Origin of the sequence: Streptomyces cellostaticus (assembly GCF_001513965.1) — a bacterium.
GTDB lineage: Bacteria > Actinomycetota > Actinomycetes > Streptomycetales > Streptomycetaceae > Streptomyces > Streptomyces cellostaticus.
In genome coordinates this window covers 49229-61883 of record NZ_KQ948042.1, presented here as the reverse complement: position 1 = coordinate 61883, position 12655 = coordinate 49229, and the positions used below count along the sequence as shown (strand labels likewise).

At 71.0% G+C, this 12655-nt stretch carries 11 protein-coding genes; 6 read left to right on the top strand and 5 right to left on the bottom strand.

Features of this window, described 5'->3' with window-relative positions; all coding sequences use genetic code 11:
- Positions 1–93: 93 nt before the first annotated feature.
- On the bottom strand, positions 94–888 hold the full coding sequence (locus tag AQI88_RS35150; protein ID WP_067007478.1) for a hypothetical protein: 795 nt from the start codon (positions 886–888) through the stop codon (positions 94–96).
- Positions 889–1427: 539 nt separating this feature from the next.
- On the opposite strand from AQI88_RS35150, the gene AQI88_RS35145 reads away from it, so the two are divergent.
- From AQI88_RS35145 to AQI88_RS35135, 3 genes are all read left to right on the top strand, one after another.
- Entirely contained in the window at positions 1428–2123 is a 696-nt protein-coding gene (locus AQI88_RS35145; protein WP_067007475.1) for a LysM peptidoglycan-binding domain-containing protein, read from the top strand.
- Between the two features lie 90 nt (positions 2124–2213).
- Entirely contained in the window at positions 2214–3224 is a 1011-nt protein-coding gene (locus AQI88_RS35140; protein ID WP_067007472.1) for a helix-turn-helix transcriptional regulator, read from the top strand.
- A 365-nt stretch (positions 3225–3589) separates the two neighbouring features.
- Complete coding sequence (locus AQI88_RS35135) at positions 3590–3805, top strand: I78 family peptidase inhibitor (RefSeq protein ID WP_067007469.1); 216 nt, start codon at positions 3590–3592, stop codon at positions 3803–3805.
- 110 nt (positions 3806–3915) lie between these two features.
- On the opposite strand, the gene AQI88_RS35130 is transcribed toward AQI88_RS35135, so the two are convergent.
- Positions 3916–4947: a phosphatase PAP2 family protein gene (locus AQI88_RS35130; RefSeq protein WP_067007465.1), complete on the bottom strand. Its 1032-nt coding sequence runs from the start codon at positions 4945–4947 to the stop codon at positions 3916–3918.
- 239 nt (positions 4948–5186) lie between these two features.
- Positions 5187–6452, bottom strand: a complete 1266-nt coding sequence (locus AQI88_RS35125) for a mannosyltransferase family protein (RefSeq protein ID WP_067007462.1) — start codon at positions 6450–6452, stop codon at positions 5187–5189.
- 260 nt (positions 6453–6712) lie between these two features.
- Between AQI88_RS35125 and AQI88_RS35120 the strand changes: the two genes are divergently transcribed.
- Both AQI88_RS35120 and AQI88_RS35115 read left to right on the top strand, forming a co-directional pair.
- Positions 6713–8350: an MFS transporter gene (locus AQI88_RS35120; protein WP_067007459.1), complete on the top strand. Its 1638-nt coding sequence runs from the start codon at positions 6713–6715 to the stop codon at positions 8348–8350.
- 103 nt (positions 8351–8453) lie between these two features.
- On the top strand, positions 8454–9644 hold the full coding sequence (locus AQI88_RS35115) for an acyl-CoA dehydrogenase family protein (protein ID WP_067007455.1): 1191 nt from the start codon (positions 8454–8456) through the stop codon (positions 9642–9644).
- Between the two features lie 36 nt (positions 9645–9680).
- On the opposite strand, the gene AQI88_RS35110 is transcribed toward AQI88_RS35115, so the two are convergent.
- Positions 9681–10118: a cell division protein SepF gene (locus AQI88_RS35110; protein ID WP_067007452.1), complete on the bottom strand. Its 438-nt coding sequence runs from the start codon at positions 10116–10118 to the stop codon at positions 9681–9683.
- Positions 10119–10429: 311 nt separating this feature from the next.
- Here AQI88_RS35110 and AQI88_RS35105 point away from each other — a divergent pair, with 311 nt between their 5' ends.
- The gene (locus AQI88_RS35105) at positions 10430–11509 is read left to right on the top strand and encodes a DUF5685 family protein (RefSeq protein WP_079057996.1); all 1080 of its coding nucleotides are present in this window, start codon (positions 10430–10432) and stop codon (positions 11507–11509) included.
- Here the strand turns inward: AQI88_RS35105 and AQI88_RS35100 are convergent, their stop codons facing one another.
- Positions 11510–12427 carry an ABC transporter substrate-binding protein gene (locus AQI88_RS35100; protein WP_067007449.1) on the bottom strand — a complete coding sequence of 306 codons (918 nt, stop codon included), beginning with the start codon at positions 12425–12427 and terminating at the stop codon, positions 11510–11512.
- Between the last annotated feature and the right edge of the window lie 228 nt (positions 12428–12655).

Genomic DNA, 12655 nt, shown 5'->3' with positions numbered 1-12655 from the left:
GACCGGAACCTTGAAGAGATGCGGTCGGACAAATAGGGGCGCGGGGCCGGATCACTGTGCGGCTCCGCCGTGTGGGCGCGCCCCCGGGCGGTCTCAGGTCCCCGCAAGGGGAAGCGCGGCAGCAACCAACTTGCCATGGGCCGCAGCCTTGTCGAGAGCATCGCGCAGCAGATCCTCCCGGGGCTGCCGCCCGATGGACCCCACCGGCGCCGCGAACATCAGCACCTGCTGGTGCTTGTTGGCCGCCGCCCGCCAGCTGTCGGTCACCTGGAGCGGCTGGTGCGCCTGCCACCAGGCCACCGGCTGCCCGCCGCCCGTGCCGGGCTGGAGCACCGCGTGCAGCCGGCCCACGGCCAGCAGTACCGACCAGCCGTGCAGCACCGGCGGAACCGACGCCAGCTCCATCACCGGCATGAAGCCCTGCTCGATGAGCAGCGGAAGGAAGTCGTCGCCGGACCCGGTGGAGCCCGGGCGCACGATCGGCGCGGTCGGCTCGACGACGAGCGCGGGGTGCAGCTCACCCTCGATCAGGACGAGTCCGCTGGTCACGCCGAGCACGGCCTGCTCGGGCGCGACGTCGTGCGCCTGGCCGCCGGCGGCCATGTCGCTGCCGGTGCCGCCGATGGAGCGCACGGCGCCCTGCAACTGCTCCTCGGTGACCTGGACGACCTGCGAGGGCAGGCAGCTGGCGTGGGCGAAGGCGAGGACGGCGGTCTCGTCGCCGACGAACAGGACGGTGCTGGTGCGCTCCTGCTCGGAGTCGCCCGGGGTGCGGCAGGACGTGCAGTCGTAACTGCCCGGGGCGTTCTCTCCGGCGAGCAGCCGGTCGGCTTCTTCGTCGCCGATCTCGGCGCGTACGGCGTCACTGACGTCGAGCATGCGCGGCACGGTGGCTCCCTCGGGATGCGGTGCTGGGTCGACCGGGTGGCTCCCGGCCCCTGAGCCCCGGGGTTCCGGGCTCATGAAGAAGACAACGGGCGTCCTGTGGTGGGAGTCACGCTCTGGGGAGAACGGAATCGAACCATCCACCGCACAGGGTCACCTCCGGTACGGATTTGGACACTCACCGTCAACTCTTCGCGCTGTCAAGGAACTTGAAAGGGTGAAGTGGCTCACAGATCGCCTCGGTCGGTGGTCGATAAATTACGAAATCAGCGCATGAAATGGCTGGCCGAAAATCGCCGATACTCGGGGTAACGGCTAACTGGCCTGGAATGACGGTGAGTTGGTTGATATCGGCCGCCCGACCTCCCTACATTCCTCCGCCGTGTGCAACGAGCACCGCTCGGGTACGTCCGCCGGCCGGCCAGGCAGAGCACGATCGCCGCACCGGTCGTGGCGGACGGGGCGGGCGCGAGGAACCGCGGTCCTACGCGGGGAGGCGCGCTTCGCCCTGGGGGAGCCCGGGTTCGTGGAGAGGGAATTACATGTCCGAGTGTGCCGATACCACCCGCAACACCGCTCGTCACGACAGCGCCCGCAAGGGCCGTACGACGGCCGCCCTCGCCGGGGCGGCGCTGCTGGCCCCGCTGGGGCTGCTGGCCGCGACCGGCAACGCCGCCGCGGCGGACAACGGAGTGTGGGACCGCATCGCCCAGTGCGAGAGCGGCGGCAACTGGCACATCAACACCGGCAACGGCTACTACGGCGGGCTCCAGTTCTCCGCCGGCACCTGGCGCGCGTACGGCGGCACCGCCTACGCCCCGACGGCCGACCAGGCCTCCAGGAGCGCCCAGATCGCCGTCGCCACCAAGGTCCAGGGCGCCCAGGGCTGGGGCGCCTGGCCGGTCTGCTCGGGCCGCGCCGGAGCCTCCGGCGCCGCACCGGCGTCCGGCTCGTCCGGCTCGTCCGGCACGACCGCAGCGAAGGGCAGCGTGACGACGAAGTCCGCTCCCGTGAAGTCCGCACCGGCGAAGCCGGCTCCGGCGAAGACGCCGGAACGCCCGGCGGTCCACACCGACCGCAGTGCGTCCCGCGGCGAGTACACCGTCCGCGAGGGCGACACCCTGAGCGCCGTCGCCGCCCGGCACGGGACCACCTGGCAGCGGATCTACGCCGCCAACGAGAAGGTCATCGGCGGTGACCCGAACCTGATCGTGCCCGGTCAGCGCCTCGCGCTCTGAACAGCCTCCGGGCGCCGGTGACCTGACGCGTACAGCCGCTGTCCCCATCGAGGACAGCGGCTGTCCGCATCGGCTGGCAGACTCGGCCCCATGTTGGAGACCTCAGCACGCCTGCTGCGCCTGCTCTCGCTGCTCCAGGCCCACCGCGAGTGGTCCGGCGCCGACCTCGCCGAGCGGCTCGGCGTCACCCCGCGCACGGTCCGCCGGGACGTGGACCGGCTGCGCGAGCTGGGCTACCCGGTCAACGCCAGCCCCGGCACGGGCGGTGGCTACCAGCTGGGTGCGGGTGCCGAACTGCCCCCGCTGCTGCTGGACGACGACGAGGCCGTCGCGGTCGCCGTCGGCCTGCGCACCGCCGCCGGACAGGGCATCGAGGGCATCGGCGAGACCTCCGTACGCGCCCTCGCCAAGCTGGAACAGGTGCTGCCGAACCGGCTGCGCCGCCGGGTGGGCGCCCTCAACGCCTTCACCGTGCCCATGCTGCGCGGCGGTCCGCCGTCGTCCCCGGTCGACCCGGCCGTGCTCACCGAACTCGCCCATCTGTGCCGGGACGCCGAGCGGCTGCGCTTCGAGTACCTGAGCCACGACGGCACCGCGAGCCGCCGCACCGTCGAACCGCACCGGCTGGTGTGCACCGAGCGGCGCTGGTACCTGGTCGCCTGGGACGTGGACCGGGAGGACTGGCGGACCTTCCGCGTCGACCGCGTCACCCCGACGCCGCCGCACGGCCCGCGGTTCACCCCGCGTGAGCCGCCCGCCGAGGATCTCGCCGTCTACGTCTCCCAGGGCGTCTCCACGCGCGTGTACGCCGTGCACTCCGCCGTGCGGCTGCTGGTCCCGCTGCACGAGGCCGCCGAGCGGATCTCGCCGTCCGCGGGGACGCTGGAGGCCGACGGCGAGGATGCGTGCATCCTGCGCAGCGGTGCGCCGAACCTGGAGGTGATGGTCATTCACATCATGATGACGGGCGTCCCGTTCGAGGTGCTGGAGCCCGCCGAGCTGAACGAGGTCATCAGGACGGTTCGGGACCGGCTCGATGCCGCTCTGGCCCGGGCTGCGGAACCCGGCTCGCGCACCGAGGACGCTGCGGGCGGCGGGTAGGCGAACCGGGCCGGCGCGGCCGCCTCCGGCAGGGGGCGCACGGCGATTATGTGCTGAATCGGTGAAATTCCGATGCGGCGTCAGCTTGCGCCGCAGTGCGCCGGATTCCGCAGGGAATCGCTCCGCGAACCCGCCCCGATCGCTACTGCGGCGCTTTCGGCCGGGTAATTCGGAGGGGCGCTCCGACGCGCGGGAATTCTGTTCGATTGCCCCGGCAAGCGGGACGGAAACCCCCGTACGTGTGATGGAGTTCGCCGGATACGGGTGTCGGGAACCTGTGACAGAAGTGTGACCGGAGAGGGACCCGCGGCGCCTGCCGCCGGTCACGGCTTCCGTCGCCGCCCGATGCGGCCTAGCGTGGCCGCATGGCACCGATTCCCACTCCGCCAGCGGAGCCCAAGGACAGTCCGGACGGGTACGTCGGCCTCGATGCCCCGCGCGCCGAGCGGCTCGCGCGGGAGCGGGGGTGGTCGACCGTACGGTCGCTGCCGCCGGGCGCGATCATCACCATGGAGTACCGGGTGGGGCGGCTCAACTTCGAGGTGCGCGACGGCCGGGTGGCCCGCGCCTGGAAGGGCTGAGATCCCTCGCGAGTACGACGAAGGCCCCGCTCCCGGAAGGGGGAGACGGGGCCTTCGCCGTGGCGGCGGGGTGGGCTGTGCGTACCGGACCCTGCTGCCGTGGTGGAGCGTCAGCCGCCCGTCAGGGGACGGGCCGGCTGGGAGGTGCCGCGCGGCAGGCGGTCGGCGTGCGGCGGGCGGCGGCTGCCCACCGGGGTGACCGGGGTGCGCTCCGAACGGGCCGTGTGCGGGCTCGGTGCCCGATGGGCCGGGGCCCGGGAGCCGCGCACCGACGACACCGGTTCGCGCGCCGGAGCGGACTGCTCGGCGGCCGCGGTGCGCGGCTTGAGCAGCACCGGCGCGGGCGTGACCGGGACGGCCGGCGCGGGCACCGTACGGCCGCGGCGGGCGCGCCAGCGGTCGCGCAGGTCGAAGAGCGCGGTCTCGGCCCTGGCGATCAGCGGCTCGAACCAGGGCAGGGCGAGCATGATCAGCAGGCCCGCGGCCCAGCCCAGCAGCACATCGCTCAGCCAGTGCGTACCGAGGTAGACGGTGGTGAGGCCGACGCCGAGCGAAGTGATCGCCGACAGCGCCGACAGCCAGCGGCGCGCTCTCGGGGTGGAGGCCAGATACGCCAGGATTCCCCAGGTCACCACGGCGTTGGCGGTGTGGCCGCTGGGAAATATATCGCCGCCCGCGCCCATCTCGTTCGAGCCGATCACGGTCGCGTAGTGCGGACCGAGCCGCCCCATGCCGAGCTTGGCGGCGCCGACCGTGATGTTCAGCAGCAGCAGCGAGGTGGCCAGGGTCAGCAGCGGGCGGAGCGTGTGCTGCCGCCAGGAGCGCCAGCCGAGCCAGGCCGCGACCATCACGGCGGTGGGGCCGCGCTGGCCGAGCACCACGTAGTAGTCGAGGAAGGCGTGGATCTGCGGCCACTGCTGGTACGGCCGGAAGAACATGACCTGCCAGTCGAGCCGGACCAGCCAGGAGGTGATCACCACGGCCCAGACGATCGCCAGGTAAAAGGCGAGGGTCGCGGTGAACAGCACGACCCGGTGCCGGCTCATCCTCGGCACATCGATGTGAGCCGGTCGTTCCGGCTCACGGTCCAGCCTGGCGAACACCCGGTCCAGACTCCGGGTGAGGTTTCGTTCGGTACGCACCCAATCGACGTTACAGCGAGTGAGCTCTGTTCCCGGTCGATACAGGGGCTTTGTGATGACGATGTGATGTGGGAAACCTCTCAGGTGCGGTCGAATTCCTGCGATTCCGCAATCCTGTGGGCCTGCTTCCTGCAATTCCTTTGATCATGTTGCAGGGCGCGATTTTATGGTGCTTATGAATTCGTTCACCGAATCATGGGATGGAATTCAGAGGGTGCTCACCGGTGCCCCAGAGTTGATCATGGAGGACCGGAGCCGTTCAGCCAGAAGGCCCCGTAGACCGCCGTCGCCACCGCCACACCCGCTGTGACCAGCACCGACCTGGACGTCCGCAGCCGGGCCAGGGCGCGCGCGAGGGGGAACAGGACCGGGAAGGCGGGCATCAGCAGCCGGGGCTTCGACCCGAAGTAACTCGACGCGCACAGGGCGAGCGCGAGCACGACACCCGTGTACACCAGCAGTGCCACGGGCTGGCGCTGGCGCACGCCGGTCACGTAGAGCCAGATCAGCAGGGCCACGCCGATGATCAGGCCCGCGCCGGCCAGGGCCGACGGAAATGACGTGAACTTGTCGGCCACGAAGCGGGCGAAGGCGTATCCGCCGTCGAACCCGTTGCGCCAGCCGGCCTGCACGTCGAGATAGCCGAGCGGGCCCTTGCCGGTGTGGTGGCCGACCCAGAGGACATAGCCGGCGGCGCCCAGGGGAGCGAGCAGCATGCCGAGAGCGCGCCGCCAGGGGGGTGCGCTGGTGGTGAGAGAAGGGGCGCGTGTTGTCTCATGCGCGCCATCCGGGTCCGGGACGCGCTCGGCGTGTGTGTCTCCCGCCGGGGTGGGGGCGTGTTCGCTGCCGTGTGCGCCGTGCGCGCGCTGCGTGCTTCCGTCTCGCACGAACGAGATCACGCCCGCCACCCACACCGCCGCGACGACCGCGAGCCCCACGGGCCGGGTCAGCCCGGCCAGCGCCGCCAGTGCGCCCGCGCTCACCCACCGGCCGGTCAGCACCGCGTACAGCGACCATGCGGCCAGCGCCGTGAACAAGGACTCGCTGTACGCCATCGACTGCACGACCCCGACCGGCAGCACCGCCCACAGCAGCACCGCGCAGACCCCCGTCCTCGGGCCGTATACCCACTCCGCGACCGCGAAGATCCCCCAGGCCGCCGTCAGCGAGGCGAGCAGGGCGACGACGAAGCCGGCGTCCGCGTACGACAGCGGCAGGGCCGCGTGCAGCAGCCGCTCCAGCCAGGGCAGCAGCGGAAAGAACGCCAGGTTGGAGTGGACGTCGCCGTTGGGCAGCCGCACCTCGTAGCCGTAGCCCAGATCGGCGACCCGCGTGTACCAGAGGGAGTCCCAGCGCGCGGTCAGCAGCGTGTACGCGCTCTTGCCGCGCGCGGCGCTCCACCCGGCCAGCACGACCAGGCCCAGGGCGCGGACGGCCGCGTACCCGAGGAGCGCCGGCGCCGCCCGGCGCAGAAGGGGGGCCACACGCGTTTCAAGATCGGTCACGGGCCCGATTATCGACCGGACGGGGAACCGGGCCGCCTACCGGAGCGTGGTCAAGGGTGGGCGAAGTGGCGTACGCCACACGGGTTCGGTCCTGCGTGTGAGAGGTCCGCCACGCGTCCGCGCGCCGAACTCGCGTACGCTGACCAGTCACTCGCGTGGGTTTGCGCGGGCCGGAGACACCGCTCCTCTCCGGCCGTACGACGGGGAGTCCCCACCCCGCCGATCCGCAGCACGCGAGGGATCATCTGGGAGGTACGTACATGTCCGGGACGACCACGGCTGCCGTTCGGCCGCGCCGTCGGGCGGCCGGGGCCGGTGCCAACCGCTGGGTTGTCCTCGTCGTCCTCTGTGTGAGCCTGCTGCTCGTCGCCCTCGACGCGACCGTACTGCACGTGGCGGTCCCCGCCGTCACCGAGGACCTCAGGCCCGGGGCCATAGAACTGCTCTGGATCGTCGACATCTACCCGCTGGTCTGCGCCTCGCTGCTGATCCTCTTCGGCACGCTGGGCGACCGGGTCGGCCGCCGGCGCATCCTGCTGCTCGGCTACGCCCTCTTCGGTGTCGCCTCCGCCGTGGCCGCCCTCGCGCAGACCGCCGAGACGCTGATCCTCGCCCGCGCGCTGCTCGGCGTCGGCGGCGCGATGATCATGCCCGCGACCCTGTCGATCCTCCGCCAGGTCTTCCCCGACCGGCGCGAGCGCGCGCTGGCCATCGGCATCTGGAGCGCCGTTGCCGCCGTCGGCGCGGCGGTCGGACCGCTTCTCGGCGGCTTCCTGCTGGAGCACTTCTGGTGGGGCGCGGTCTTCCTGGTGAACATACCGCTGATGCTGGTCAGCCTGCCGGTCGGGCGGATGCTGCTGCCCGAGTCGCGCGGTGACCGGGGCGGCCCGTGGGACGTGGTCGGCGCGCTGACCGCGGCGGCCGGCCTGTTCGGTGTCGTCCTCGGGGTGAAGCGGCTCGGCGGCGGGGAGCCGGTGGCGAGCCCGTTCACCCTGGTGCCGCTGCTGGTGGGCGCGGCGCTGCTCCTCTTCTTCGTGCGGCGCCAGGGCCGGCGCCCGCATCCGCTGGTGGACCTGCGGATGTTCCGGCGGCCGGCGTTCAGTACCTCGGTGGGCTGCATCGTGCTGGCGATGCTCGCGCTGGTGGGTCTGGAGCTGATCGCGGCCCAGTACCTGCAACTGGTGCTGGGTCTCTCACCGCTTCAGACGGGCCTGAGGCTGCTGCCCCTGACCATCGCGGCGATGGCGGCCGGCCTCGCGGGTGCGCGGATGCTGCGCCGCTTCGGGCCGCGCCGGATGGTGTGCTTCGGCTTCTGCCTCACTGCTGCGGCGGTCGTGACGCTGACCGCGATGGGCGCGACCGACAACGCGGGCCTGCTGCTGTTCGGCTTCGTCCTGCTCGGCTTCGGCCTGGAGACGACCCTCTTCGGGGCGTACGAGTCGATGCTGAGCGAGGCCCCGGCCGAGCAGGCCGGCGGGGCGGCGGCGATCGGCGAGACGTCGTACCAGCTGGGCGCCGGGATCGGGATCGCGCTGCTCGGCAGCGTGATGAACGCGGCCTACGCGCCCGGACTCGCGTCGGTGCCGGGCGTCCCCCCGCACGCGTCGGACGCCGCGGGCCACTCGCTGGGCGAGGCCTACGACGTCGCCGGACGGCTCGGCGGGCCCGTGGGCGCTGCCCTGCGCCGGGCGGCGCGGGACTCCTTCGTGCACGGGCTGCACGTCACGCTGCTGGTGAGCGCGGGCCTGTTGCTGCTGGGTGCGGTGATGGCGCTGCGGCTGCCCCGGGTGATGCAGTGCGGCGAGGAGGCCGAGGGGACCGGGGAGAGCACGGAGCAGGTCGCCGAGGTGGGGCTGCCGTCTCCGCGGGAGGCCGCGAAGCCGAGGGTCACTGCCTGACCCCGGCTCTGGACGTGCGGGACACTGCGCCGTAACGTCGGCTGCGGAGTCGTAACTAGCGCTGCTAGTTTTCACTGTGCCTGAGTGAGCCGGAGGGTGTTCCATGTCCGCGTCCGCGAAGTTGCCCCCGTTCGATGCCGCCGACCCCCTCGGGATCGACGACCTGCTCGACCCGGAGGACCTCGCCATCCGGGACACCGTCCGCAGCTGGGCGGCCGACCGCGTGCTGCCGTACATCGCCGACTGGTACGAGAAGGGCGAGCTGCCCGGCATCAGGGAACTCGCCCGCGAACTCGGCAGCATCGGCGCGCTCGGCATGTCCCTGACCGGGTACGGCTGCGCAGGTGCCACCGCTGTCCAGTACGGCCTCGCCTGCCTTGAGCTGGAGGCCGCCGACTCGGGCATCCGGTCCCTCGTCTCCGTCCAGGGCTCCCTCGCCATGTACGCGATCCACCGGTTCGGCAGCGAGGAGCAGAAGCAGGAGTGGCTGCCCCGCATGGCCGCCGGCGAGGTGATCGGCTGCTTCGGCCTCACCGAGCCCGACCACGGCTCCGACCCCGCCGCCATGCGCACCCACGCCAAGCGCGACGGCGACGACTGGGTGCTGAGCGGCCGCAAGATGTGGATCACCAACGGGTCGGTGGCCGGGGTGGCCGTGGTCTGGGCGCAGACCGAGGACGGGATCCGCGGGTTCGTCGTACCGACCGACCGCCCCGGCTTCTCCGCTCCCGAGATCAAGCACAAGTGGTCCCTGCGTGCCTCCGTGACCAGCGAACTCGTCCTGGACGACGTACGGCTGCCCGCCACCGCGGTCCTCCCCGGGGTCACCGGACTGCGCGGACCGCTCAGCTGTCTCTCGCACGCCCGCTACGGCATCGTCTGGGGCGCTATGGGGGCGGCGCGCAGCAGCTTCGAGACGGCCCTGGAGTACGCGAGGACGCGGGAGCAGTTCGGGCGGCCCATCGGCGGCTTCCAGCTCACCCAGGCCAAACTCGCCGACATGGCGGTCGAACTGCACAAGGGGATCCTGCTCGCCCACCATCTGGGGCGGCGGATGGACGCCGGCCGCCTGCGCCCCGAGCAGGTCAGCTTCGGCAAGCTCAACAACGTCCGCGAGGCCATCGAGATCTGCCGTACGGCGCGGACGATCCTCGGTGCCAACGGGATCTCCCTCGAATATCCCGTCATGCGGCACGCGACCAACCTCGAGTCGGTGCTCACCTACGAGGGCACCGTCGAGATGCACCAGCTCGTGCTGGGCAAGGCGCTCACCGGGCTCGACGCCTTCCGCTGACCCAGAAGCGGGGCAGGGCCGGTGAGCGGCCCTGCCTCAGCTCTGGTTGAAGAATCCGTCCTCGCGGCGCGCCGCCGGCTCACCGCTGATGATCTCCGTGTTCGCGGGCGTCAGCAGGAAGACCCGGTTCGCGACCCGCTCGATCGTGCCCCGCAGACCGAAGGTCAGTCCGGCGGCGAAGTCCACCACACGCTTGGCATCGGACGGCTCCATCGCCGTGAGGTTCATGATGACCGGGACACCGTCCCGGAACAGCTCGCCGATGGCGCGGGCGTCCCGGAAGCTGTCCGGGGTGACCGTGCCGATCCGCTGGCCCTTCTCCTCGGCCGTGTCCGTGGCCACCTTCACCCGGGGGTCCGTGACCCAGGCGTTCCCGGACTCGGTGCCCTCGGAGTACTCGTCGTCGTAGTAACGCTCGTCATCGTTGTCGTCGACGAGGCCGAGCCACGCACTCGCCTTGCGTACCGATCCCATGGACGCCTCCTCTCACAGCGGTCCTTTTGCTTTCCGCATCCCTATGGTCATCCATGATGCGGACGGCGCGCCAAGTGGATAGACGCCGCGCGGGGGGTTTGTGACGGTACTGGTGCACAGCCGATCCGTCGAGAGTCCTTGTGCCCCAAGGGGCATGACTCATACGGCTGCTGACTGTGAGTGAAATATGATTGTCGTCGGCGGATGGGTGATGCACGGTGCGTACGGGTGAACGCGCGGACTGATACGAGCTGACAGTCGGCCGATACGATGCCGCAGCTCAACATCGCAGCACACCACGGGGGATCGTCGTGTTCGGAATCGTCAGACCGTGCAGTCACCGGCTCGGAGAGAGCCTCAAGGCCCAGTGGATGGCGCACTTGTGCGGGCTGTGTCTCGCACTGCGCCGGGATCACGGACAGTTTGCTCGTATCGTAACGAACTATGACGGACTTCTCATATCGGTTCTGACGGAGGCTCAGGCCGGAGCGGTGAGCGGGTCCCGGCGTACGGCCGGGCCGTGCGCGCTGCGCGGGATGCGGACGGCGTCCGTCGCCCAGGGCGAGGGGGCGCGGCTCGCCGCCGCCGTCTCGCTGGTGCTCGCCTCGGCCAAGGTGCGCGACCATGTCGCCGACCAGGACGGGCTGCTGGCCCGCAGGCCGGTCGCGGCCGCGGCCCGCCGCGTCGCCGCGAGCTGGGGGCGGGCCGGGGAGCACAGCGGATCGGCGGTCGGGTTCGACACTGGTGTCCTCGTGGACGCCGTCGACCGGCAGGTCGGCATCGAGACCCTGGCCGGGCCCGGCACGCCGGTCCTGATGGTCACCGAGCCGACCGAGACGGCCACCGCGGCCGCCTTCGCCCACACCGCGGTGCTGGCCGGGCGGCCCGGCAACGCCGAGCCGCTCGCCGAGGCCGGCCGTCTCTTCGGGCGGCTCGCACACCTGCTGGACGCCGTCGAGGACAGGGAGGCCGACGCGCGCTCGGGTGCGTGGAACCCGCTCACCGCCACCGGCACTTCCCTCGCCGAGGCCCGCAGGCTCGCCGACGACGCGCTGCACGGGATCCGGCTCGCCCTGCGGGAGGCCGAGTTCACCGACGGCACGCTCGTCCATCTCCTGCTCGCGCACGAGCTGCGGCGCTCGGTGGACCGGGCGTTCGGTCCCGGCGAGCACCATCCCCATCCCCAGAAGTCCCGCGGTCTTCTGCCCGGCTGTGGGATGTTCCTGCTGCTGTGCTGTAGCTGCCAGATGTGCTGTGCGTCGGAGTACGAAGGGCCCTGGTCCCGCAAGAAGCGGGAGGGCTGCTGCAACGACTGCGACTGTGACTGCCCGTGCGATGGGTGCGACGGGTGTGACGGATGCGACTGCTGCTGTCCTTGTGACGGCTGCTAGTCAGTTCTTCCGTTCCGGTGGGGAGATCCGGGACTTGTCGATCGCCGAACCCGTCGTCCCCCACTTCTTCAGGATCCTGTCGTAAGTGCCGTCGGCGATCAGCCTGTTCACCGCTGCCTGGAAGGCCGGGGCCAGCCTGGTGCCCTTCTTGAAGGCGAAGCCGACGTCCAGGCGGTGGTACTCGTTGAGGAACTTCAGGCCCTGCTGGCGGGCGACCGCGTAGCGCAGGCCGTTGATGGTGGACATCACGACGTCGCTGCGGCCCTGTTGCACCGAGGACCAGATCGCGCTCTGCTCGGCGTACGTCTGCACCCGGTACGCCTTCTTGCCGGCGTCGGTGCACACGTGCTTGTTCTCCTCCAGGGTGGCCTCGAAGGTCGTACCGGCGCCGGTCGCGACGTCGAGACCGCACAGCTGCCTCAGATCGGTGATTTCGGACAGCTTGCTGTCCTTGCGGGTGGCGAAGCCCTGGCCGTCGTTGACGTAGGTGACGAAGTCGATCGTCCGGCGCCGCTCGTCGGTGACGCCGAAGTTGCTCGCGCCGAAGTCGTACTTGCCGCTGTCCAGGGCGGGCAGGATCGCCTCGAAGCTCGCCTGTTCCACCTTGAGTCTGATGCCGAGCACGTTGCCGACCGCCTTGGTGAAGTCGACGTCCTGGCCGGTCAGGGTCTTGCCGTCGGCGAGATAGGTGGTGCCGGGCGGGGTGCCGCCGACGCTGACCGCGACGGTGAGGCTCGTGACGCCCGCCGGCAGCAGCTTCGCGGCCGCGTCGTCCTTCTTCTCGGCGGAGACGACGTCCCTTCCGTAGGGGTCATCCGACCCCGGGCCGGCGGACCCGGAGCCACAGGCGGTGAGCAGCAGGGCGGCCGAAGTGAGGGCTGTGAAGAGCAGGGAATGGCGGTGCACGGGCGTACGCATCGGAAAGCGGTCTCCTGGAAACAGAAGGCATTGCAGAGCGCGAGGGGAGGGGTGCGCGTGTGAAGGCGACGCAGGAGAAGGAGAAAGAAGGGAGAACGCATGAGCCCGCCGGAGCGGGCGCGCAGGGGGTCAGCTCAACAGGAACAGGACCACACGCGACCGAAGTCGATGTGGGAGCGGGTGACCAGCCACTGCTGTGGATGCATGGGCCAAGTGGAACAGGCATCC